The following is a 22,584-nucleotide window of genomic DNA, read 5'->3' on the forward strand; positions in this document are numbered from 1 at the left end:
ATCCTGCCAGTATGAGATAAAGTCCGGCGATGAGCAATACGGCGCATAACGCGAAAACCGATCCCCCCAAAGTGCTGCAGTACCTGAGCAGCAATCTGCGCGGCTACCGCCAACAGGCGGGCCTGAGCCAGATGGCGCTGGCCGAACTTTCCGGCGTCAGCCGCCGCATGCTGGCGGGCATCGAGGCCGGCGATCGCAACGTCAGCCTGGCGGTGCTCGACAAGATTGCCGCCGCCCTGGCGATTTCCTTTACCGATCTGATCCAGGCGCCGGAAGCGCGCGGCAGCCATCTGGTAGGGGAACTGGCCTGGCAAGGCGCACAGCCGGGCAGCCAGGCGCTGTTCGCCGCCAGCGTGCCGGCGCGCCAACGGGCCGAGCTGTGGGAATGGACGCTGATGCCGGGCGAGCGCTATGACTCGGCGCCGGACGCCGAAGGCTGGAGCGAGATGATCTATGTGATTGCCGGCACCCTGACGCTGGAACTGGAACAAGGCACGCTGACCCTTTCCGCCGGCGCCGCGCAAACCTTCAACAGCGATCAACGTTACGCTTACGCCAACCACGGCGATCTCCCGCTGCGCTTTATTCGCAACGTCGCCTTCTGACTGCCCGCCAGCCCGCGCCGGCGGCGGATGTCGTGTCGCTGTCGTGCCGCTGTCGTGGCGCCGCCACCCCGCGCCTCCTACACTGGATGACAGTGACAGCGAACTCGGGAGTGCATCATGCAAAAGTACCGCATCAGGCCGTTACGTCTGGAAAAAGGCTGGTCGCAGGAGCAGCTGGCGACCATCGCCGGCCTCAGCACCCGCACCGTACAGCGGATTGAAAACGGCGAACAGGCCAGCCTGGAAACCTTGACCGCAATCGCCGCCGCGCTGGGCGTGCAGGTCCGCGATCTCAACGCACAGCCGCAACAGACAATGGAGGAGGAGGAGCCTGACGAACAGCGCCTTCGTAGCCAGGTCGCGGCAGAAGGCAAACTGCTGAGCATGGCGGTGCGTTTCGCCGTGATTGGCGTGATGTTGTTCGCCATTAATTGGTTTACCCACCCGCACTATCTCTGGTCGCTGTGGGCGATCGGCGGCATGAGCCTCGCGCTGGTCATGCGGGCGGTGCGCACTCTGCTGCTGCGCAACGTCTTCAGCCGCTGGCAGGAACAGCGGCTGGCGCAAAAACTCAGGCGTCTGCCGTGAGCGTTAGCCACTCGGCCAGCCGGGCCAACGCGCTGCCCGGCACGATCGCCTGCGGCGACAGCAGGTAATAGCCGCTGCCGTCGGGCGTAAAACCGAACGGCGCACTCAACAAACCGGCGGCCAGATCGTCTCGCACTTGTAACCACGGGCCGATCGCGATGCCAAGACCGGCGACCGCCGCCTGCAGGCTGAAATAGAAATGATCAAAGCGCTGCTCCGAATGCCCTGCCAACGCCATCCCCTGCTGCTGCGCCCAGTGCCGCCAGGCATCCGGCCGGGTGGCAGAATGCAGCAGTTTAGTGCCGGGCCGCAAACTCCGCAGGCTGCCCTCGGCGATCGTCATCCTTGCCAACGCCTCGGGTTGGCACACCGGCCCAACCTTTTCACTGAACAGCGCCAGGCTATGCACCTGCTTTCCCCAATCGAAGTCATTGCGCCTGATCGCCGCCGTAATGCCGTCATGGAACGAAAACGGCCCGCCACCGGCCACCAGCTGTAAGTTGATATCCGGGTGCGCCTGCTGAAAAGCCGGCAGGCGCGGGATCAGCCAACGCATCAACAAGGTCGGTTCACAGGACAAGACCAGCGGCGCGTCGAGCGCCTGCTGGCGCAGTTCCAGCGCGGTATGATCCAGAATGCCGAATGCCTGCTGCGTCGCCTGAAACAGCTTGCGCCCCGCCGCCGTGAGCAGAACCCGCCGATGGCGGCGCTCAAACAACGCCACGCCCAGTTCCTCTTCCAGCGCCCGCACCGCCCGGCTGACGGCGCCGTGCGTCAAATTCAGCCCCTGCGCCGCCTGCGTAAAACTTTCCAGCCGCGCGGCGGCCTCGAAGCAACGCAGCCCGCCCAACGGCAACGGCCTGCCGGTTTTGCGTGAGTTTTTCTCACCGATACTGTCACTATTCATCGTTTGTCACCGAGAAAAATTACTCTTATAAATCAGTCACTCTATTGATAAACATCGCAAGGATAACTATGACTGAACTCATCGCTGTCGTCACCATTACTTTACTCGCCGTGATAAGCCCGGGGCCGGACTTTGCCATGGTCTCGCGCAATAGCCTGTTGCTTTCGCGCCGCGCCGGCGTCTTGACCGCCTGCGGCATTGGCGCCGGGGTGCTGGTCCATGTCAGCTATACGCTGATTGGCGTCGGCGTATTGATTCAACAGTCGCCCTGGTTGTTTAACCTGCTTAAAGCCATCGGCGCCGCCTACCTGATCTACCTCGGCGTTACGCTGCTGCGCAACGCGGCGCACCATGATGCAGCCCCCACAACAGCGCCGGCCGCCATCAGCGATTTCGCCGCCTTGAAAACCGGCTTTCTCACCAACGCGTTAAACCCGAAAACCACCATCTTCATCGTCAGCCTGTTCATGCAGGTGGTTTCTCCGCACACCCCGCTCGGCGTGCAAATCGGCTATGGTCTTTTTATCGCCGCCGTCCATATCTTCTGGTTTGCCGCCGTCGCGCTGCTATTTTCCGCACCGGGCGTCAATGCGCGCTTTTTGCGTTTGCGCCGCGGCATCGATCGTACCTTTGGCGGGCTGCTGATCGCCTTTGGCGCCCTGCTGGCGATCGCCGGCATCAGGTAACGTCGTAACGCCAAGTTCGTCATTCGCTTCTATGCTTATCAGGGGTTTTTGTTAATCATCTGAGCGGGAGTACGGAACATGACGAAACTGTTGGTGCTTTATTACTCAATGTACGGCCACATCGAACGCCTGGCGCAGGCGGTGGCCGAAGGGGCGAATCGGGTCGATAACGTGGACGTGACGGTCAAACGCGTGCCGGAAACCATGACGCCGGAAGCCTTCGCCAAGGCCGGGGGCAAGCAACACCAGCAGGCGCCGGTCGCCACCCCGCAAGAGCTGGCGGACTATGACGGCATTATTTTCGGCACGCCGACCCGCTTCGGCAATATGGCCGGGCAAATGCGCACCTTCCTCGATCAGACCGGCGGCCTGTGGGCTTCCGGCGCGCTGTACGGCAAGGTAGGCAGCGTCTTCTCCTCCACCGGCACCGGCGGTGGCCAGGAACAGACCATCAGTTCGACCTGGACCACGCTGGCACACCACGGTTTCATCATCGTGCCGATCGGCTATGCGACGCAGGAGCTGTTTGACGTTTCACAGGTGCGCGGCGGCACCCCGTATGGCGCCACCACCATCGCCGGCGCCGACGGTTCGCGGCAGCCGAGCAACGAAGAGCTGACCATTGCCCGTTATCAGGGCGAACACGTGGCCAAAATCACCGCCAAGCTGAAAAGTTAAGCGCCCTCCAGCCTCGTGATCCAAAGGGCCGCGCATTCGCACGGCCCCATCTTGTTGCCGACCCGCCGCAAGGTTAGAATGCCCCTCCCCCGGCCATTCAACGTCTGAAGGCCAGGCCCGAATTCGTTCTGCCCGTCGCTCATCCGCTTTCAGCCCGAGGACGGGCGTTCTGTTTTTTGCGCACAGCGAAGGGAATAAGTCAGTGTCTAAAGATTTTGATGAACTAATAAGAGACATGGATCTTATTATTGAAAATGTAGACAGCTTCAAGGCTCTGGCTCCGCGCGCGCCCGAGCCGGCTCCGGCCCCGCCGCCGCCGGTTCATCACTACGACTCGTTCTGCGAAAACATCGCGCTGAAAGTCGTCTTGAAGGTGCTGCTGTCTTCGGTGGACAAGATAGTCAAAGTGCAGATCGCCAACAAGGTCGAACAGGAAATCGCCCAGATCGAACAGCAGGTGGTGCGCGCCGGCGGCGGCCCGGTGTCACCGGGCGATCTGGCGCAGATGACGCACTATGTTCGCCGCACGGTCAACGATCTGCTGGAATAGCGTTCTCCCCGCCCCTCCACGCCATGCTTATTCGGCGATATGAATTTTTACGTTATTTTTATATCGCCTGTTTTATGCTTGATACACTTCAAAAAATTGACGCATCGTCGGCGGGCACTCCGAGCAACAGCATGGTCAAAACCAAACAAATACTGGTCGTTATTCATCTTTGCAGCTTTTTAGTCCTTCTTTACAGCCTTTCAATGATCCCGCCCCTGCTGATGGGCCTGCTGTATAAAGAAAAAAGCGCCTTCTCGTTTTTCTATACTCTGGTGCTCGCCGCCACGCTCGGCGGATTAGGCTGGCTCGGCACCCGGCAGTCAAAAGTGCAGTTGCGCACCCAGGACGGCTTTCTGATTATCGTGATGTTCTGGCTGTTGTTTTCCGCGATCAGCGCCCTGCCGCTGTGGCTGGATGACACGCTGAACGTCCGGCTGGTTGACGCGATGTTTGAAGGTGTCTCCGGCATCACCACCACCGGCGCCTCGGTGCTGAACGACGTTTCCAGCGTGCCCAAATCATTCCTCTACTATCGTTCGCAGCTTAATTTTATCGGCGGTCTGGGGGTTATCGTGTTGGCGGTGGCCGTGCTACCGCTGCTGGGCATCGGCGGCGCCAAACTTTATCAGTCGGAAATGCCCGGCCCATTCAAAGAAGAACGGCTGACGCCACGCTTGGCCGATACGTCGAAAAATCTGTGGTTGATTTACCTTGGACTGGGGTTGGCCTGCACCGTCGCCTTTCGCCTGGCGGGCATGCCGTGGTTCGATGCGTTGTGCCACGGCATCTCTACCGTCTCACTCGGCGGATTTTCCACCCGCAATGAAAGTCTGGGATACTACGACAGCTCAGCGGTGGAAATGGTCGGCGGCATTTTCTCTATTCTGGCGGCGGTGAACTTCACGCTCTATTTCGTCGCCATCGGCCGCCGCAGCGTGAAACCGCTGTACCGTAACCCAGAGCTGCGCTTTTTCCTGTTGATTCTGTCCATCGTCGTCGCGATCGTGTGTATCGAGCTTTACCGTTCGGGCATGTACAGCGTCAAAGACGCCTTCGTACATGGCTTTTTCCTCACCAGTTCTATGATGACCGACAACGGCCTGGCGATCGCCGATTACATCAAGATCCCGTCCCATACCATCATGCTGCTGCTGGCGGCGAGTTTCTTCGGCGGCTGCGTCGGCTCTACCTGCGGCGGCATTAAAGCGCTGCGTTTTCTGATCATGTACAAGCAAAGCCGGCTTGAGATCAATCAACTGGTGCATCCCAACGCCATATATACCATCAAGGTCGGTAATGCGCCGATCCAGGATCGGGTGCTGCGCTCCGTTTGGAGCTTTTTCTTTCTCTACGTGCTGTTCACCTGCCTGTTTATCTGGCTGCTGAATCTAATGGGCTATGATCTGGTCACCGCCTTCGCCACCGTCGCCGCCTGCATCAATAATATGGGGCTGGGATACGGGGAAACCGCCGCGGGTTTCGGCACGCTAAATGATGCGGCAAAATGGCTGATGTGCGCCGCCATGCTGCTCGGGCGCCTCGAGATCTACCCGATGTTGATCCTTTGTTCACGCGCATTTTGGCGTTTTTGATCCGCCTAACAATGCGCAGGATGCCGTTTCGTTTTGCCATGACTGACACATTCACAACATGAATATGTTGCATTGTTGTATTCGTTTCACTGCGATAAGTTTAATTTACTGTAAATATATACAGTATTTTTTTAACTTATTGAGGATATGAATATGCGCTTTAACAACAAGATGTTGGCCTTGGCCGCCCTGCTGTTCGCCGCGCAGGCGTCGGCCGACACGCTCGAATCCATCGACAACTGCGCGGTCGGCTGCCCGACCGGCGGCAGCAGCAACGTGTCTATCGTGCGTCATGCTTATACGTTGAACAACAACAGCACCACCAAGTTCGCCAACTGGGTGGCCTATCACATCACCAAAGACACGCCGGCCAGCGGCAAGACACGCAACTGGAAAACCGATCCGGCGCTCAACCCGGCGGATACGTTGGCGCCCGCCGATTACACCGGCGCCAACGCCGCGCTGAAGGTCGATCGCGGTCATCAGGCGCCGCTGGCCTCGCTGGCGGGCGTCTCCGACTGGGAATCGTTGAACTACCTGTCCAACATCACGCCGCAAAAGTCCGATCTGAACCAGGGCGCCTGGGCGCGGCTGGAAGATCAGGAACGCAAGCTGATCGATCGCGCCGATATCTCCTCGGTCTATACCGTGACCGGGCCGCTGTATGAGCGCGATATGGGCAAACTGCCGGGCACCCAGAAAGCGCACACCATCCCCAGCGCCTACTGGAAGGTGATTTTCATCAACAACAGCCCGGCGGTGAACCACTATGCCGCCTTCCTGTTCGACCAGAACACGCCGAAGGGCGCCGATTTCTGCCAATTCCGCGTGACGGTGGACGAGATCGAGAAACGCACCGGCCTGATCATCTGGGCCGGTCTGCCGGACGACGTGCAGGCTTCGCTGAAGAGCAAACCGGGCGTTCTGCCGGAGTTGATGGGCTGCAAAAACTGACGAAAAAACCCGCCGAAGCGGGTTTATTCTTCACGCGGGCGCCGGCGGATTATTCCGTCAGCGCCTTTTGCGCGGCGGCCAACTCACGCTGACGAGGTGAGGCTACCGCGTGATCGCGCGCCAACAGCGTATACACCGTCGGCAACACAAACAGGGTAAACAGCGTGCCCACCAGCATGCCGGAGACGATCACCAGCCCCAGGCCGAAGCGACTGGCAGCCCCGGCGCCGCTGGCGAACAGCAGCGGGATCAAACCGAACACCATCGCCCCGGTGGTCATCAGAACCGGCCGCAGACGAATTTGCGCCGCCTGCAAAATCGCGGCGCGCCGCGTCAGCCCCTGATGCATCTGCAGCTCGTTGGCGAACTCCACCATCAGAATGCCGTGCTTGCTGATGAGCCCGATCAGGGTCACCAGACCGACCTGGGTATAGATATTCATCGTGGCGTAGCCCAGCGCCAGCGGCAGCAAGGCGCCGCAGATCGACAGCGGCACGGTGATGAGGATAATCAGCGGATCTTTCAGGCTCTCGTACTGCGCCGCCAGCACCAGGTAAATGATCACCAACGCCGCCAGGAACGCGAACGCCAGCGCGCTGCCCTCCTGGGTGTATTGGCGCGAATCCCCCTGCCAGTCGTGGCTAAATTCGGCCGGCAGCGCATTGGCCTGCCGTTCGAGGAAAGCCACCGCTTCGCCCATCGAAACGCCGGGCGCGGGAATCGCCTGCAGGGTGGCGGCGTTCTGCTGGTTGAACTGGGTCAGCTTGTTCGGTTCGACCTTAACGGCCACCGATACCACGGTGGAGAGCGGCACCAGCGTATTGTCCTGGGCGCGAACATATTGCCGCGCCAGCGCCTGCGGCGTCAGCCGTTGTTCGCGCAGGCTCTGCGGGATAACGTCATAAGCACGCCCGTCCATCCCGAAGCGGTTGAGGTAGTTCTCTCCCACCAGCACCGCCAACGATTCACCGATGTCGCTCATGCGTATCCCCAGACTGTTGGCCTTGGCGCGATCGATGTGCACCTCCGCCAGCGGGTTGTTGTAGTCCAAATCGCTGTCCACCACCATAAACAGGCCGCTGTTTCTGGCGTTCTGTTTCACCTCCTCCAGGGTGCGGTACAGCTGCGGGTAGTCCTGCGGCGTACGCAGCACCATCTGCACCGGCAGCCCCCCGGTGGAGCCTGGCAAGGCGGGCAGCTGGAAGGCGAAAATGCTGGTGCCTTCAACATCGTTCACCGCCCGTTGCAGATCGGCCTGCACCGCCGACGCCGAGCGCTGGCGCGCCTGCCACAGCGTCAGGTTGATGCCGCCGATGCCGGACGCCGTGCCGTCGCTGCCGTTGATGATCCAGCGGCTTTCGGTTTCCGGCATGCGGTTGTAAACCTCGTCCAGCTTGTAGGCAAAGCGTTCGACATAGTTCAGGTTGGCCTGCTGCGGCGCCTTGATGGCGGTCAGTACGATGGCCTGATCCTCGGTCGGCGCCAGCTCGCGCTGCGGCATCAGGTACAATAGCGGCAGGCTGATCATCACCAGCAGCGCCAGCGTGCCGGTCAGCCAACGGTGATGCAGCGAGAAATCCAGCGCGCGCGCATAGCGCCGCGTCAGGCCGCCGAAGAACCACTCGGCGGCGTGCGCCACGCGCCCTTCGCTCTGTTTGGCCGGCAGCAGGAGTGAACTCATCACCGGCGACAGCGTCAGCGCCACCACGCCGGACACCACCACCGCCCCGGCCAGCGTCAGCGCGAATTCGCGAAACAGCGCGCCGGTCAGCCCGCCCATCAGGCCGATCGGCGCATAGACCGCGGCCAGCGTCAGGGTCATGGCGATCACCGGCCCGGCCACCTCGCGTGCGCCGATCATCGCCGCCGCCAGCGGCGTTTTCCCCTCTTCGATATGGCGATGCACGTTCTCCACCACCACGATGGCGTCGTCCACCACCAAACCGATCGCCAGGACCATCGCCAGCAGCGTCAGCAAATTGACGCTGAAGCCGAAGGCCAGCATCAGCCCGGCGGCGCCAAGTATCGACAGCGGAATCGTCACCACCGGGATCAACACGGTGCGCAGCGACCCCAGACACAGGTAGATCACCGCCACAACGATCGCCAGCGCTTCGAGCAGGGTATGCACCACTTCATCGATCGAGGCCTGAATAAAGCGCGCGGTCTCGAACGCCAGCGCCATCTTCACGCCCGGCGGCTGCATCTTGTCGATCGCCGGCATCAGGTGACGAATGCCGTCGACGATCACCAGCGGGTTGCCAGTCGGCGTAGGGAAGACGCCAAGGAACACCGCCGGTTCGCCATCCATCAAGGCGCTGGTTTCCGTGGCTGCGGCGCCCAGCTCCACGGTGCCGACGTCTTTCAAGCGCACCAGACCGTTGCCGTCGTTGCGCACCACCAGATTGCGAAACTCCTCTACGCTGGTGAGATCGGTATTCACCCGCACGTTGGCAACCACATACTGCCCTTTCACCTTGCCCGGCGCCGCCTGGTAGTTGTTGCGCCGCACCGCATCGGCCACGTCGGCAGCGGTCAGACCGCGGCCGGCCAGCCGATCGCTGTCCAGCCACAGGCGCATCGCCATTTTTTGCCCGCCGAACACTTCAACCTTGGCGACGCCGTCGATGGTGGTGAACATCGGTTCCACCACCCGCGTCAGGTATTCGCTCAGCGCCGGCGTGGACAGCGTTTTACTGGAAAAACCGACATAGGCCACGGCGGTAGCTTCACCGGCGGAACGCTCAATCACCGGATCGTAAGCCTGCTCCGGCAGCTTATAGCGCACCTGGTTGACCTTGGCCATCACTTCGGTCAGCGCCTGGGTGGAGTCGCGGTTCAGCGCCATGCGCACCGTCACCACGCTGCGCCCCTGCACCGAGGAGGAAGAAAGGTAGTCAACGCCCTCGACGGAGGACACCGCCTGGGCGATCGGCTGCGTAACAAAGCCCTGCATCAGCTCGGACGACGCGCCGGGATAGTCGGTGCTGATGGTGATGGTAGAGTTTTCCAGCAGCGGGTATTGGCGGATCGGCAGTTTGCTGAGCGCCAGCGCGCCGAACAGCAGAATCAAGGTGCTGACCACCAGCGCCAGCACCGGCCGGCGCACGAACAGATCGGTAAATGTCATCGGTCTCTCCTCAGGAACCGGCCTGGGCGGCGTTCAGAGCATCCTGCGCCACCGGCTCGGCCGCCATGCCGTCGCTCAGCTTGAGCTGGCCCGAGGTCACCACCCGCTCGCCTTCCTGCAGGCCGCTGACGATCTCGACGCGCCCGTCATTGCGTTCGCCCACGGTGACCGAGACGCGCTTGACCGTCATGCCCTTTTCACCCTGTTGCGCGACGAACACGGTATCGCCGTACGCCGTATAGGTCAGCGCCGTTTCCGGCACCGTCAGCACCGCCACGCGCTGTTGCTGCGTGACGCGAATGCCGGCGTACATGCCGGCCTTCAGCAATCCCTGGCGGTTAGTCAACGTCGCCTGCACCTGCACGGTGCGGGATTTGCCGATCATCGGGTCGATAGCGGTAATAACGGCGGGGAAAGCGCGCTCGGGATAGGCGCCGACCTGCACCGACACCGCCTGCCCCAACGCCAGTCCGGCGCTGCTTTGTTCGTCCAGCGAGAAATTGACGCGCAGCGTATCGGCATCCACCAGGTTGGCCACCGCCTCGGCGGCGTTGAGGTATTGCCCTTCATGCACGCGACGAATGCCGATGACGCCGGAGAACGGCGCGCGGATCGCCTTTTGCGCGATTTTGGCCTGCGTTTCCTGCACCGCACCGAGCGCCATATCCCGTTCAGCCAGCGCATCGTCCAACTGCTGCCGCGCGGTGGCGTTGAGGTTCATCAGCTTGCGCATGCGCGTCAGCAGCAGATCGGCATTGCGCAGCTGCGCCTGCAGGCGCACCAGCTCAGCCTGCTCGACCGCATCGTTGAGCTGCACCAGCAGTTGCCCCTGCCGTACCGTTTGGCCGGATTCGAACAGGATGCGCGTGATGCGGCCGCTGGTCTCTGCCGCCACTTCCACCTGACTGGCCGCCTCCAGCTCGCCTACGCCGGCGTAACTGCGCGCCGCCTGTTCACGCAGGGCGGGCGCCAGCGCCACTTTCACCGGCGGATAGGCCGGCGCGCCTTCGCTTTGCCGCGCGGTGGATCGCATCGCTACCGCAGCGACGGCGAGCGCCGCCAGCAGCGCGGCAATAATGAGGTATCGTTTCATCATGCAGCCTCACGCGTGTTGGCCAGCCGTTGACGCAAACGGCTGGCGATGGCCGTCACCCACAGCCCGCCGATCACCGTGATGTGTTCCAGCGCGAAGTAGAGGGAGATCTGCATGTTGGGAGCGGACATATTCCAGAAGGTGTGTACGATCGCGATAGTCAGGATCAGGAACGCCGACAGCATGCCGGCGCCCAGCCACACCCAGCGGTTCAGCAAGATCAATACCGAACCTGTCAGCAGCACCGACGCCGACGCCAGGTTGAACAGCCAGGCCGGATGCAAACCGGCGGCGCGCATCTCCGCCAGGCTCCCTTCGATGTCGAACAGCTTGGCGAGCCCCGACGAGATGAAAATCACCATCAAGCACAGACGTGCGAGCAGCCAAAGCCAATAACTGTCCAGAGCGGTGTTGATAAAGCGTTGCATAACGGTTTCTTCCTGATTTTACAGCCGAGCCATCCTTCTCCCCGATAAGACGGGGGCAGGTCTTGAGAGATGCCGGTTGCCAAGCCCGGCAGGCTGAACTATAAAACCTCAGGTTAACTTGAGGTCAAGTTGAGGAAAGATAAAATGGCAAGAAATGAACCGATTGACGCCAATCGGCTATTGACCGTCGGGGAAGTGGTGAAACGCAGCGGCGTGGCGGTATCCGCGCTGCACTTCTACGAGAGTAAAGGGTTGATTCAGGCGACGCGCAACGCCGGCAATCAGCGGCGTTATCCGTCGGTGGTATTACGCTATATCGCGGTGATCAAGATCGCGCAGCGCGCGGGCCTTCCGCTGGAAGAAATCCGCGCCGCACTGAGCCGCTTCCCCATCGGCAGCAAGCTGACCTCAGAACAATGGGGAGTGCTGTCCTCCGCCTGGCGCAAAACGCTGGATGAGCGTATTCAACGGCTAACGGTGCTGCGCGACCATCTCGACAGCTGCATCGGCTGCGGCTGCCTGTCGCTCACCGACTGCCCGCTGCGCAACCCGAACGATATATTGGGCCGGCAAGGGGCCGGCGCGCATATTTTCGAACACCCGGATGGGCAATGATAAGCGGCTAGGCAACCGGCATCATGGAAAGGCGGCGATTGGCTTCGGCGAATACCGCGACGCTGTGATCGATAAATGCCCGCACCGGCGGCAACAGGCCTTTGCCGCTGGTGAACACCAGGTGAACAATGCTGTTCGGCGCACGCCACTGCGGCAGCAGGCGCAGCAGTTGACCCGTCCGCAATTCGTTGGCACACAAATGGATCGGCAAAAACGCTACGCCGATCCCGGCAATCGCCGCACTATGCAACGTACTGTAATCCCCGCAACACATCCGGGGTACATGTACGAACGTACGTTGATTGCCTGCATTGTCCTCGAATTCCCAGCGATCGCGATCCAGCCATTCTCCCATCGACAACGTCGGCAAACTGGCCAGCTGTTCGAACGACTGCGGCAAGCCGCCGGCTTTCTCCACCAGCTGCGCGCCGGCGACCAAAATGCGTTGCCGCACGCCAAGATCGCGTTTAATCAATGATTGATCCTGGTCGAAATGGCTCGTAATGCGAAACGCCACATCGATCTTTTCATTGATCAGATCCACATGGCGCTCATGGATCAACAGTTGCACGCGCACGTCCGGATAACGCGCCATAAAATCCAACAGCAGATGGGAATTATAATACTGCATCAAACCGGGCGGTGAACTGATGCGCAGGCAACCGCTCACTTCGGCACGCGCACGGGCGACAATGGCATCGGCCGCCTCCAATCGCTCGATAATCGCCTCACACTGCCGATACACATCGCGGCCAATATCCGTGACGCGGAAACTGCGCGTCGAACGTTCGATTAACCGCGCACCGTAACTCGCCTCCAGACGAGCCACGCGTTTGCTGAGTTTGGATTTGGCCTCGCCGCTCGCCCGCTCCGCGGCGGCGAAACCGCCATGTCTCACCACCAAAGCAAACAGTTGAAGATCGTTCAAATCCTGCATGCCCCCTCCTTATCGTTTCCAGTTTGGAAACGATGCATTACGCTTTCAGGCACTACCGCGCCGGCACCCCGCTGCTTATCCTTTAGCATAACGAAACAAAAAGATTCAACCATAGCAAAGAACAAGCGTATTGCGATTGAGGAGAACATCATGAAGAACGTCATGTTTAAAACGATGCTGCTGGGCGCTTTTGTCTTTTCAGGCGCAACAATCGCGGCAACGCAAATCAATAGTCAACAGGCGGACGCCCTGACGCCGCGCCAAGTGATTACCGTTAGCGGTGCCGCGAATCTGAGCGATGCGGAAAAGATGTTGGCAGACAAAACCGACAAGACCGGTGCCCGTTACTACAAAATCATCGCGATCGTAGGCAATAACAAGCTGCACGCCAACGCAATGACTTATCAATAACCCTCTCCGGCAGCGGCAGCTGCCGGTTTTTTTGCCTCCCCATTCATCAGGGATAAATAATGTTCAACGTGGCCGAGGTGTTGAGTTCCCCCTGCGTGACGCCATCGCGCTGATAAGGGTAATAATAAGCGCCCATGCCGATGATGAAATGACTGTTCAGGCTGCCGCCGGCGGCGACATGAAACAGCGAGGTGGCGCTGCCGCGATCGACGTTGGAAGGCGACAATACCACCGGCGAGCTCGGCATGTCGCGCTTGACCAGGCGCAGCCCCACCCCTTGCGCACCGCCCGCATTGGCATTGGTCAACACGCTGGCGTCAGAGGCCAGCAGGTTATTGCTGGACAGGAACATCTCAACGGCGCGATCCGCGATGCCTTCCTGCTGCATGTTCTGGCAGCTGATGTTCAGCGAGAACGGCGTGTAGCCGGGTTGATTGTTATTCAGCACCTGCGCCACGCCCATTTTGGGCAACCTGACCGTCAGGCCGGCATTGTCGAAATGACAGGTGGTGGTTTTCGGCGCGTACCTCACCGTCATCGGTTGACCGTACATATCACGGTCGTCATAAGGCCATTTTCGAAAACCGCTCGCGATCCACGACAGGAGTTTGCTCAACATTTTTAACGGCCAGCCAAGGATCTCTCCCAATGACATACCGCTCATATCACTGACGAACAGCACGTCTTCAAACGGATAGCTATCGCCATTGACCAACAACCCGTCTTTGGGTTTTTGCACCAGCGAAAATCGCACCGTCATCATTGTATTCAGTTCGCTGGCCGAATGGCTTCCCGCCCCTCTTAACGTAATATTCTTGATGTCATTGGTGATTTCAGCGCGTACCCACTGCTTGCCATCATTGAAACCGATATAGGTGGCATATTTATCTTTCGGTGACAGCACCGGCGTATAGGAAAATTCGAATTTGCGGCCTGAACATCGGAAAGTCCCGCTATATTGGGTAGACGTCTGGTATTCCCAGACCGGGTTAGCGGCGCTCAGTTTGTCAGAAAGGTCTACAAATAGCGCAGGGGCGTACTCAATGCCCTTGCCATAGCAGGAAGCATAGCTATAGCCGCTGAACAACCCGGACAGCAGCAGCAAAAAAATCAGCCTGATCATAGATTCGGTTATCCTGTATTAGCGGCAAACGCCGGGCGACGCATCCAGCGCCAGATTCGGTTTGGCGATGTGGCAACTGCCGTCGCGCAATTGCACCGTCAACGCCGTTGGCGGCTGTTCGGCGCGCAGGTACAACACGCTGGCCTGGCCGACAAAACCTACCGACCGATCGTTTTCATCCATCACTTCGGCGCCGAACGGCAGCGGTGCACCATCGGCGCGCTGCGCACGCAGCTGGAATGGCCGACGTTGATCGGTCTCGAATTTCAGGTAGCTGACCGCGCCGTAGTAAGGCACATGGTTGGCGACGTTGCCGCTGATTTCCGCCCCGCTGCTGTGGCCGGTATCCGATAGCGTGACCGAGTTTTGCCGGTACGGCGTGGCATAAGGCACCAGCGCCAAACCCTGCGCATTGGTCACGATGCTTTCGTCGCCGTTGACCATCAGCCCTTCGGCCTGCGGCGCCTCGACCACCGTCATGGTGTTGCCGATCTCGTTCGACGCCAGCAGATGCCAGGGGATCGCCACCAGGCTGCCGCGCGCGCTGAGGCCGCTCTGACGATAATCGTTGCCTTCGCTGTAGGAGACGCCCAGCGTCGAGGCGCGGGCGCGATAGGCCGCATTGACGCTGGCCATATTGTCACCGCCGCTGCGATTGCTGCCGCTCAGCGAGTAGCTCAGGCGGTTGGACTCCAGCGCATTGCCGCTCAGGCTGACCGTGCTTTGCTGATAGTGAGAGTCTGTCGCAGACAGGCCGGTGCTGAGGTAGGCGTTGTTATCGAACACCGACAGCGGCAGGCTGAACGACAGGTAATAGCGAGTCTCTTCCTCACGCTGGCTGTTGCGCACCCGGCTGGCTGAAACGGAGTAGCTGACGCGCCCCAGATTGTTGGAGTACCCCAGCTGGTATTCGCGGCTTTTCGCATTGGCCGTCCAGTAATCACGCTGGGAGCCGGAGAAGAACAGCGTGCCCCACCCTTCGTTAAGACGCTGGTTCAGGTTGAGCGTAAAGGTATTTTTCGGCCGAGCCGAACGCAGCGCATCCCAGGTGTTCATATCCAGTTCGGACACGCCCTCCTCGTCGCGCCAGCGATCAAACTGACGCTCCAGCTGGCGATAGCCGTCATTGGAGTAAATGGCGTCGGTAAAGCTGTAATAACCGCGGGTGGAGTAGCGATAGGCAGCCAGCGTGAAGTTGGTCGCGGTGACATCGAGAAATTTACTGTAGGCGATACGGAAGCTCTGCCCGCTTTCACGGCGGTTTTTCAGGCGAGTATCGGCATGTGTCAGATCAATGGACACCGCCCCTATCGGCAGGTTCCAGCCGCTGCCGAGCAGCCAGGCCTGATAGTCGTCGCTCAAAATGCTGCCGGCATAACCCGTTACCAGATTGTTGAAACCGTACTGCAGGGTGCCCTGTACAAAGCCGGGTTCGTAATCGGTATTGCTTTCGTTTACCTTGCCGGCCAGTACGCTGTATTGGCTGACACCCTGTTTCAACATGTTGGGTACGGCTGAAAACGGCACGCTGAACGACTGCTCGCGCCCGTCAGCCTCTTTGACCGTCACCCACAGATCGCCCGCCGAACCGGTCGGCTGAATGCTGTCGAGGGTAAAGGCGCCCGGCGGCACGTTTTCCTGGTAGATCACGTTGCCGTTCTGCACCACTTTCACCAGGGCGTTGGATTGCGCCACGCCACGCACAATCGGTGAAAAACCCTGCTGCGAGTTGGGCCGCATGCTGATATCCGACGCCAGCGCCACCCCGCGAATGCGTACCGAGTCAAACAGCTCCCCCGGCGAATAAAAATCACCGGCGGTCAGGTTGGATTTGATGTCGGCGAACCCGCGCTGAAGATAACGCGTGTTGTTTTGCCACTGGCTCCCCCGCCCGCTGCCGTGGCGAAAGCTGCTGCTGTCGCGAAATTGCCAGCCGGCCAGATTGATCCCGGACTCCAGCCCGGTATAAAAATCGTCATTATTGCTGCGATTGCCTTCGCCACGCGCCTCGGCGTGGTAGTAGGTCGCGTTGTAAGCCAGCGTCAACGCGGAGATGCCACGATTCCAGAAAGCCGGATCCACGTACCCTGCTTCCGATCGGTTGACCCGCGCCTGCGGCACCGTCAACCGCAGGCTCAGCGCGCCGACGTCCATATCGAACCGCCCGCCCTGTACCAGCGAGGCGATCGACAGCGTCGTCTGGGGCGCCTGAGGTGTCGGCAATTGACTCAGATCGATGCCCAACCGCTGTGCATCCTGGTAGGTAATTTGAATATCGTCGCGTTGCGTGCCAAACAGCAGCGCGTAGCGCCCTTTCCAGTCATGATTGACATACACATCGATCTCCTGCCGGCCGGCAGGCATGTCATTGTTGAGGTAAAAACGCGAAAGATCGGAATCGCGCGATTCGCCGGCCAACAGCGAAGTATCGAACGTCACCGCCCAGGCCGTATCCGGCAACAAGAATGAAGAGGCGGTCAGCAGCGAGAGGACTTTTTTATTCAGCTTCATTGTTGTTCTTTCAGGTTAGTGTGCGGTGATGGCTTTAGACTTGTAAGCCCCCAGATCGTCGATATACATCAGGTCATAACGCGCGTTTTTACTGACCGATCGTTTGCTGGCAGCAAACTGGGTGGAAAACGGCGCAACCATCAGCGAATCAACCAGCAGATGCTTGTCCTCACCCTGGCCGATATTCGCTACCGTGATGAAATACGGGCTGTTGTTGATGACGTTGAACCCCTTGCCATTGGCTTGCAGCGTCAGTTTTTCCAATGCGTTTTCTACGCCGCGGGTTAAGGCCTGCGGGCGGTAGAACAGCTTGATGCGCGATTTGATCGCCAGCTGCAGCGTATTGGTACCCTGCAGGTTTTCCGGCGTCGGCGGGATATCCAGCACGTTGAGATAGAACACCGATTCACGATCCGCCGCCAACGCGGCGCCGACTTTCTGAATGCGCAGCTGCTGCCCGCTGTTGCCGTTCACTTTCACCACCGGTGGCGATAGCAAAAACGGTACGTTGGCGGTTTCCGGGGTGGAATTGATGTCGCCGTCGTCGATCCAGGCCTGAACCAGTGAGGGATCGGCACCGTTATTCAGCAGTTGGACAATCACATCCTTGTTGTTTGCCGGGTAGATCACCCGCGTACCGTTAACCACCACATTGGCCTGCGCGCCAACGGAACCGAGCAACAGCGCCGCTATCATCATATATTTTTTCATCGTTCCCCCGGGTGGCCAGGCCCATCAAGGGCCTGGCTTTCAGCGCGATTACAGGTAAGAAATGGTGTAAGTCACGTTGGAGCTCAGAGCGCCCACTTTTGCCGCTTCAGCGTTGGTTTTGTAGTAGTACGCGTCCAGCGTCAGGGTTTCTGAATCCGGTGCCGCTTTATCGCCCATGATGTCGGTGACATAAGGCACGTTCAGCTGGATCGGGGTGGAAGAACCGGTTTCAGCCAGAGAGAAGCCCACGTTCTTCGCAACGGAAGCGTCGTTCTCGTTGACCGAGTTGTTCAGCAAATATTTGCCGTCGGTGGAGATGTTATCCGCGGAGGAGAAGTAGATTTTCAGCGGGGTGCCTGCAGTGCCGGCCGCCGGCGAACAGCCGGAGAAGGTCAGCGAGAAGGACTTCTTGTTCTTGGTGATTGGCCCAACGGCGTTACCCGCGTCGGTCACCGAGATCGGGCTCAGCGCAACGGTGAAATCCGCGCTTTTTCCGCCGTTAATCGTACAGGTGGTGTCGGTAATGGCACCGGTAAAGTTAATGATGCCACCGGCGGAATTGTCTTCAGCAAAAGCCGTTGGCGCAGCGACCGCAGCCGCCATGATTGCAACAGAAAACATCTTCTTCATCATGAGATAAAACTCCATAACAGTTTGGTTTAAGAGAATAAATAAAAATCAGCCGCTGCCGGCGGGATAAAGAAATCCCTCCCCGTAATACAGAGGCAAAAGGATGAACACATTCCTGTTTTTATAAAATCAAGCAATAGCGTTATTAATCACCCGACAATAAAAACGATGAAAATAACGAATCTCTAGGGAACCTCCGAGAAACCGGATGAGATTTCCAGTAAGTTGTGCACCCGATTCTTCAATCCCATTTTGCGTAATGCACTGCATTTCTGCGTACTGACCGTTTTTACGCTTTTATCAAGAATCTTGGAAACCTGAGTCACCGTATAGCCGAAGGAAAGCAAATGGAGCGTTTCCACTTCACTTTCCGTCAGACAACTTTTCGTATGGCGCCCCACTCCACTCGCAACGCCTCCATTCAATGCAGGGCGCTGCGAGATATTATCCATCAGAAAAGACAGCTCTTTACTGATGCCGGGGACACTGCCTTTTTTATCGAGCACGACGACATCATGCGAGACAGAACGAAATAACAGACGGCGCTTCTCTTCCGTCGTCAAAAAAATCTTTACACCATGAATAGCAGCCAATAACGCGACAGCCATACTGAAACGCAACATGCTTTTTACCGCATCATCGACGATCAGAATATCGTGGCAATTTCGCCCCATAGCCAAAGGCAGATCGTCGTAGTAGGCAATAACGTGATCTTTATGAAAAATCCTTGGCATCAATATTCTTTTTATCGCCTCTCTGAAGAAAATGTTTTCAGATACGATACCGATACTGAGCATACTTCCTCCATCCATGGCCAAAGACAACGTCGATACTTTGCACTAAATACCTGTCTTTTCCTTGGAAAACTCACATTGCCGTTCGGGAGCAAACAATAAGCGATTGGCACATAAACAAGCGCCGTAAACACTAAGATAATTCTGCATCAAATCATTAACGACAGGAACATTATTTTTATTAACCTAAATTTTAATTATTATAATCTGTAAAAACTAATTTTTTTAGAATTTAACTCCAAAAATGACATAAAAAACGGCAAAGGACTGCGTTTTCCGTTCGCCGAGAAAATAAAAAAACGTCCTTGATTATTTATGTTTTCCGCCCAGAACCTTGACCTACCCGAAGTTTCACTAAATACTAGCCGCGAACTGGAAGCCTATATCATTATAAAAACCTGAATACATGAAATATATTATCGACCTCTGCGTGATCTATGACGCAAACGCGTGTCGTCTCCAACTCATTGATAATGATGAGTCATCGATACGGATATCCAACCCGGCTTCACGCCTGTTAATTGAAATGCTGACTCACCCCAATATCCCATTGAAACGTGAGATGTTGATAAAAAAGGTATGGGAAGAGTATGGTTTTTCAGGCTCATCGACCAGTCTAAATGTAGCCGTCAGTGAAATAAGGAAAGCATTCAAGCTTCTGGGTAGAGAGACCTCCCCAATAAAAACCCTGGCGAAAGTCGGGTTTTGTTTCACCGCTATGATTGAAATTTATCCGCCACCGCAGGTAACCGTCAGCGAAACGCCGCCTTCTTATGCTTCAGAGCCGCTTTCGCCCCTGGCACCTGTTGCCGAACCACACCTGGTGCCGCCGCAGAAAAAGGTAAAGGTTAGCGCTGTTGCCACTGTCTGCTGCGTATTTATTCCTCTGTTGATCGTAGCGACGCTTTATCCTATCGAACCTGCTGATCAACCTCGGGAGAATTTAGTTGCGTTAGGAAAAAAAGAAAATTGCACCTTATATTCTCTGGATGCAGATAAACATATTGATGACGAACTGGAAAAGCGCATGGTCAACCAGGCATTAGAAGGCAGCGGTGTGGATTGTCTAGCCAGTAAGGCGGATATCTATTTTTCCTCCGAAAAACATACGTTGATTTATAACACCTTCCTCGGTGTATGCTATCTCGGCTCGCAAGGTCGATATACCCAGTGTGTTACCTACAAAATTCTCAATGGAAAATAAATGGCCGCATTGCGCAACCCAAAAATACTGATTATCGGATTTTTGGCAGTGATTCTCTTCATTGTCCTGCTTCGCGTTTTCACACCCGACGCACCTGTACATATGAATTGCCAAGCCGATACGATCACAAAAAAACGATTAGCTTCAGGCGATGACCTGGAACTAAAAGTGACGGGCAGTTTATTCATCTATGACGAGCATCGCGCCATGATCGTTCAACGTGGGGACATTACCGTGGGAGGAAAAACCTACAGCCTGGATAGAAAAATAAACTTTGATATAAAGAGGTTGGATCACGGGTTTTACATGACCACCCACCGAGAAATCAGCAAAGCCCCCGACGATAACGCGCCGGATGAGCTGACCAAAGAAATCCCCATGATCTCTCTCGGCATTAAGAACGGCGTTTTTTCGATGCGTAAAGTGCGACAGGATGCGTACATCGTTCATGGCGTGCTTTTCCCGGTCACGTTATGCCGTTAACGTGAAAGCAGAATGCCATAAAGAGACAGCGAAGAAACACAAGGGGGCGCGCTCTTGGCAAACACGCCCCAGATAACGGTTGGGGAGGCGGGAAGACTATTTTACCGACATATCCGTGCGGACGATGCCATGGTTTTTCATCACCTCTTCCATGGTGAGGTTCTCATCGTACGGCGTATCGTCCACCACGACGTCTTGCGGGCGGACATAAGGTTTGGTCGCGCGTTTGAACATCCACCACCATACGAACACCAGGAAAGCGCCGGACTTCAAAAAGATCATGGTCCATAAGGCGACTTGATACCAGTTCATCTCTGTCTCCATAAGAGCATTAAACGAAATTGATAAGGCGGCGTTGCTTGTCGCACCGGTAACGCCTGGCAACAGCAGGCAGCCGAGCGGCCGGCCTTGATAGGTGCATAATCTCACCGACGCATGGCCCTTATCAATAGCCGATCGCGTTTCCTGCAAAAGCGCCCCGGTTTATCCGCACGCAAAAGCAAAAAACCCCGTGCTCAGAGAGCACGGGGTCAGAATGTATGGCGGAGGAGCAGAGATTCGAACTCTGGAACGGTTTCCCGTCGACGGTTTTCAAGACCGTTGCCTTCAGCCACTCGGCCACCCCTCCGCAACGACGCGCACTATAAACAGACCTTATTCGCTTGTAAAGCCCGAACGCGTTCAACCGCGCGAAAAATCGCCGCAGGCAAAGCAAACGGCGATCAAACGAACACCCACCCCGCTGTTGCCATAATGATAACTAAGGGTAAAGATTGGTAAACAAACTTTAATCAAGCCCTTGCGCTGCCTATCATCGGGATTATTTTGTGATGGCCTGATAAGAGAGAGCATTATGGACCGCATTGTCGTCTCATCTTCTTCGCGCGACTCGCTGCTCAGCACGCATAAAGTCCTGCGCAACACCTATTTCCTGTTATCCCTGACCCTGGCTTTCTCAGCCCTGACCGCGACCGCCAGTACAATGTTGGGTCTGCCTGCACCAGGCTTGCTGCTGATGCTGGTCGGTTTCTACGGCCTGATGTTCCTGACCCATAAACTGGCCAACAGCCCGGCGGGCATTCTGGCGGCTTTCGCGCTGACCGGTTTCATGGGATACGCCCTCGGCCCGATCCTCAGTTCGTTCCTGAACGCGGGCGCGGGCGATCTGATCATGCTGGCGCTGGGCGGCACCGCCGCGGTGTTCTTCTGCTGCTCGGCGTATGTGCTGACCACTCGTAAAGACATGTCGTTCCTGTCCGGCATGATGATGGCCGGTTTTGTGGTGCTGCTGGTGGCGGTGATCGCCAACCTGTTCCTGCAGATCCCTGCTCTGCACCTGGCTATCAGCGCGCTGTTCATCCTGTTCTCCGCCGGCGCGATCCTGTGGGAAACCAGCAACATCATTCACGGCGGCGAGACCAACTACATTCGCGCCACCGTTAGCCTGTACGTGTCGCTCTACAACATGTTCATCAGCCTGTTGAGCATTCTGGGCTTCGCCCGCAGCAACTGATCGCGCGTTACGCATGTCTTCCAGGCCCCGCTCCGGCGGGGCTTTGTTTTTTGCGGCCGAAAAAATTTGCTAAACTGGCGGCCGTTCCGAATTATCCGTTATCGAGGCAGTATGTTGGAGTTTGAAGGTCAGGTTATCGACACTGACGCGCAGGGCTATTTGAAAAACAGCGCCGACTGGCATGAGGGCCTGGCGCCGCTGCTGGCCGCGCAGGAAGAGATCGTGCTCACCGAAGCACACTGGGAAGTGGTGCGCTTCGTGCGCGACTTCTATCAGGAATTCAATACGTCGCCGGCTATTCGCATGCTGGTCAAAGCCATGGCGCAGAAATACGGCGAAGAAAAAGGCAACAGCCGCTATCTGTATCGCCTGTTCCCGAAAGGGCCGGCCAAACAAGCCACCAAAATCGCCGGCTTGCCGAAACCGGTGAAATGCATCTGA

Annotated in this window: 24 protein-coding genes and 1 tRNA gene; 13 read left to right on the forward strand and 12 right to left on the reverse strand. The window is 57.7% G+C overall.

Annotated elements, in window-relative coordinates; genetic code table 11:
- Nucleotides 1-29: 29 nt before the first annotated feature.
- Together AC2CGQ_RS10760 and AC2CGQ_RS10765 are read left to right on the forward strand one after the other, a co-directional pair.
- Nucleotides 30-605 (forward strand): helix-turn-helix domain-containing protein, encoded by a 576-nt coding sequence (locus tag AC2CGQ_RS10760; RefSeq protein ID WP_015377381.1) that lies wholly within the window; start codon nucleotides 30-32, stop codon nucleotides 603-605.
- A 117-nt stretch (nucleotides 606-722) separates the two neighbouring features.
- Complete coding sequence (locus AC2CGQ_RS10765; protein WP_033633407.1) at nucleotides 723-1,193, forward strand: helix-turn-helix domain-containing protein; 471 nt, start codon at nucleotides 723-725, stop codon at nucleotides 1,191-1,193.
- On the opposite strand, the gene AC2CGQ_RS10770 is transcribed toward AC2CGQ_RS10765, so the two are convergent.
- Complete coding sequence (locus tag AC2CGQ_RS10770) at nucleotides 1,177-2,100, reverse strand: LysR family transcriptional regulator (RefSeq protein WP_088381451.1); 924 nt, start codon at nucleotides 2,098-2,100, stop codon at nucleotides 1,177-1,179. The genes AC2CGQ_RS10765 and AC2CGQ_RS10770 overlap by 17 nt on opposite strands.
- A 68-nt stretch (nucleotides 2,101-2,168) precedes the next feature.
- Between AC2CGQ_RS10770 and AC2CGQ_RS10775 the strand changes: the two genes are divergently transcribed.
- The 5 genes from AC2CGQ_RS10775 (at nucleotide 2,169) to AC2CGQ_RS10795 (ending at nucleotide 6,560) form a co-directional block, all read left to right on the forward strand.
- A complete protein-coding gene (locus AC2CGQ_RS10775; protein ID WP_076740359.1) occupies nucleotides 2,169-2,786 on the forward strand; it encodes a LysE family translocator in 618 nt (205 codons plus the stop codon).
- Between the two features lie 78 nt (nucleotides 2,787-2,864).
- Nucleotides 2,865-3,464 carry an NAD(P)H:quinone oxidoreductase gene (wrbA, locus tag AC2CGQ_RS10780; protein WP_015377377.1) on the forward strand — a complete coding sequence of 200 codons (600 nt, stop codon included), beginning with the start codon at nucleotides 2,865-2,867 and terminating at the stop codon, nucleotides 3,462-3,464.
- A 235-nt stretch (nucleotides 3,465-3,699) separates the two neighbouring features.
- Nucleotides 3,700-4,014 carry a hypothetical protein gene (locus AC2CGQ_RS10785; RefSeq protein WP_004928047.1) on the forward strand — a complete coding sequence of 105 codons (315 nt, stop codon included), beginning with the start codon at nucleotides 3,700-3,702 and terminating at the stop codon, nucleotides 4,012-4,014.
- A gap of 131 nt (nucleotides 4,015-4,145) precedes the next feature.
- Entirely contained in the window at nucleotides 4,146-5,606 is a 1,461-nt protein-coding gene (locus AC2CGQ_RS10790; RefSeq protein ID WP_033633682.1) for a TrkH family potassium uptake protein, read from the forward strand.
- A gap of 153 nt (nucleotides 5,607-5,759) precedes the next feature.
- Nucleotides 5,760-6,560 carry a DNA/RNA non-specific endonuclease gene (locus AC2CGQ_RS10795; protein ID WP_015377376.1) on the forward strand — a complete coding sequence of 267 codons (801 nt, stop codon included), beginning with the start codon at nucleotides 5,760-5,762 and terminating at the stop codon, nucleotides 6,558-6,560.
- 49 nt (nucleotides 6,561-6,609) lie between these two features.
- Here AC2CGQ_RS10795 and AC2CGQ_RS10800 read toward each other — a convergent pair whose 3' ends face one another.
- The 3 genes from AC2CGQ_RS10800 to AC2CGQ_RS10810 are packed head-to-tail and all read right to left on the reverse strand — an operon-like array spanning nucleotide 6,610 to nucleotide 11,211.
- Nucleotides 6,610-9,690, reverse strand: a complete 3,081-nt coding sequence (locus AC2CGQ_RS10800) for a MexW/MexI family multidrug efflux RND transporter permease subunit (protein ID WP_004928056.1) — start codon at nucleotides 9,688-9,690, stop codon at nucleotides 6,610-6,612.
- A 10-nt stretch (nucleotides 9,691-9,700) separates the two neighbouring features.
- Nucleotides 9,701-10,786, reverse strand: a complete 1,086-nt coding sequence (locus AC2CGQ_RS10805) for an efflux RND transporter periplasmic adaptor subunit (RefSeq protein WP_336954835.1) — start codon at nucleotides 10,784-10,786, stop codon at nucleotides 9,701-9,703.
- Complete coding sequence (locus AC2CGQ_RS10810; RefSeq protein WP_033633411.1) at nucleotides 10,783-11,211, reverse strand: DoxX family protein; 429 nt, start codon at nucleotides 11,209-11,211, stop codon at nucleotides 10,783-10,785. Before AC2CGQ_RS10810 ends, AC2CGQ_RS10805 begins: the two co-directional genes overlap by 4 nt.
- 144 nt (nucleotides 11,212-11,355) lie before the next feature.
- Between AC2CGQ_RS10810 and soxR the strand changes: the two genes are divergently transcribed.
- The gene (gene soxR / locus AC2CGQ_RS10815; protein ID WP_033633412.1) at nucleotides 11,356-11,826 is read left to right on the forward strand and encodes a redox-sensitive transcriptional activator SoxR; all 471 of its coding nucleotides are present in this window, start codon (nucleotides 11,356-11,358) and stop codon (nucleotides 11,824-11,826) included.
- A gap of 7 nt (nucleotides 11,827-11,833) precedes the next feature.
- Here the strand turns inward: soxR and AC2CGQ_RS10820 are convergent, their stop codons facing one another.
- On the reverse strand, nucleotides 11,834-12,763 hold the full coding sequence (locus AC2CGQ_RS10820) for a LysR substrate-binding domain-containing protein (protein ID WP_033633413.1): 930 nt from the start codon (nucleotides 12,761-12,763) through the stop codon (nucleotides 11,834-11,836).
- Nucleotides 12,764-12,913: 150 nt separating this feature from the next.
- Between AC2CGQ_RS10820 and AC2CGQ_RS10825 the strand changes: the two genes are divergently transcribed.
- The gene (locus tag AC2CGQ_RS10825) at nucleotides 12,914-13,174 is read left to right on the forward strand and encodes a YdgH/BhsA/McbA family protein (RefSeq protein ID WP_033633414.1); all 261 of its coding nucleotides are present in this window, start codon (nucleotides 12,914-12,916) and stop codon (nucleotides 13,172-13,174) included.
- Between the two features lie 46 nt (nucleotides 13,175-13,220).
- Here the strand turns inward: AC2CGQ_RS10825 and AC2CGQ_RS10830 are convergent, their stop codons facing one another.
- The 5 genes from AC2CGQ_RS10830 to AC2CGQ_RS10850 all read right to left on the reverse strand — a co-directional run bounded on the left by AC2CGQ_RS10830 (nucleotide 13,221) and on the right by AC2CGQ_RS10850 (nucleotide 18,946).
- Entirely contained in the window at nucleotides 13,221-14,297 is a 1,077-nt protein-coding gene (locus AC2CGQ_RS10830) for a fimbrial protein (RefSeq protein ID WP_015377373.1), read from the reverse strand.
- Nucleotides 14,298-14,315: 18 nt separating this feature from the next.
- Nucleotides 14,316-16,808: a fimbria/pilus outer membrane usher protein gene (locus tag AC2CGQ_RS10835; protein WP_076740360.1), complete on the reverse strand. Its 2,493-nt coding sequence runs from the start codon at nucleotides 16,806-16,808 to the stop codon at nucleotides 14,316-14,318.
- 15 nt (nucleotides 16,809-16,823) lie between these two features.
- Nucleotides 16,824-17,519, reverse strand: coding sequence for a fimbrial biogenesis chaperone (locus AC2CGQ_RS10840; RefSeq protein WP_015377371.1), 696 nt, complete (start codon nucleotides 17,517-17,519; stop codon nucleotides 16,824-16,826).
- Between the two features lie 48 nt (nucleotides 17,520-17,567).
- Nucleotides 17,568-18,152: a fimbrial protein gene (locus AC2CGQ_RS10845; RefSeq protein WP_015377370.1), complete on the reverse strand. Its 585-nt coding sequence runs from the start codon at nucleotides 18,150-18,152 to the stop codon at nucleotides 17,568-17,570.
- A 182-nt stretch (nucleotides 18,153-18,334) separates the two neighbouring features.
- Entirely contained in the window at nucleotides 18,335-18,946 is a 612-nt protein-coding gene (locus tag AC2CGQ_RS10850; protein ID WP_015377369.1) for a response regulator transcription factor, read from the reverse strand.
- 403 nt (nucleotides 18,947-19,349) lie between these two features.
- On the opposite strand from AC2CGQ_RS10850, the gene AC2CGQ_RS10855 reads away from it, so the two are divergent.
- Nucleotides 19,350-20,147, forward strand: a complete 798-nt coding sequence (locus AC2CGQ_RS10855) for a winged helix-turn-helix domain-containing protein (RefSeq protein WP_484593664.1) — start codon at nucleotides 19,350-19,352, stop codon at nucleotides 20,145-20,147.
- On the forward strand, nucleotides 20,148-20,630 hold the full coding sequence (locus tag AC2CGQ_RS10860) for a hypothetical protein (RefSeq protein WP_015377367.1): 483 nt from the start codon (nucleotides 20,148-20,150) through the stop codon (nucleotides 20,628-20,630).
- A 96-nt stretch (nucleotides 20,631-20,726) separates the two neighbouring features.
- On the opposite strand, the gene AC2CGQ_RS10865 is transcribed toward AC2CGQ_RS10860, so the two are convergent.
- Nucleotides 20,727-20,942 carry a hypothetical protein gene (locus AC2CGQ_RS10865; RefSeq protein ID WP_016928277.1) on the reverse strand — a complete coding sequence of 72 codons (216 nt, stop codon included), beginning with the start codon at nucleotides 20,940-20,942 and terminating at the stop codon, nucleotides 20,727-20,729.
- Nucleotides 20,943-21,170: 228 nt separating this feature from the next.
- A tRNA-Ser gene (locus tag AC2CGQ_RS10870) sits at nucleotides 21,171-21,258 on the reverse strand.
- Nucleotides 21,259-21,483: 225 nt separating this feature from the next.
- On the opposite strand from AC2CGQ_RS10870, the gene yccA reads away from it, so the two are divergent.
- Both yccA and tusE read left to right on the forward strand, forming a co-directional pair.
- Nucleotides 21,484-22,143 carry an FtsH protease modulator YccA gene (gene yccA / locus AC2CGQ_RS10875; protein WP_004928091.1) on the forward strand — a complete coding sequence of 220 codons (660 nt, stop codon included), beginning with the start codon at nucleotides 21,484-21,486 and terminating at the stop codon, nucleotides 22,141-22,143.
- Nucleotides 22,144-22,254: 111 nt separating this feature from the next.
- The gene (gene tusE / locus AC2CGQ_RS10880; RefSeq protein ID WP_004928095.1) at nucleotides 22,255-22,584 is read left to right on the forward strand and encodes a sulfurtransferase TusE; all 330 of its coding nucleotides are present in this window, start codon (nucleotides 22,255-22,257) and stop codon (nucleotides 22,582-22,584) included.

It is taken from the genome of Serratia sp. DFXYC6 (assembly GCF_057196085.1).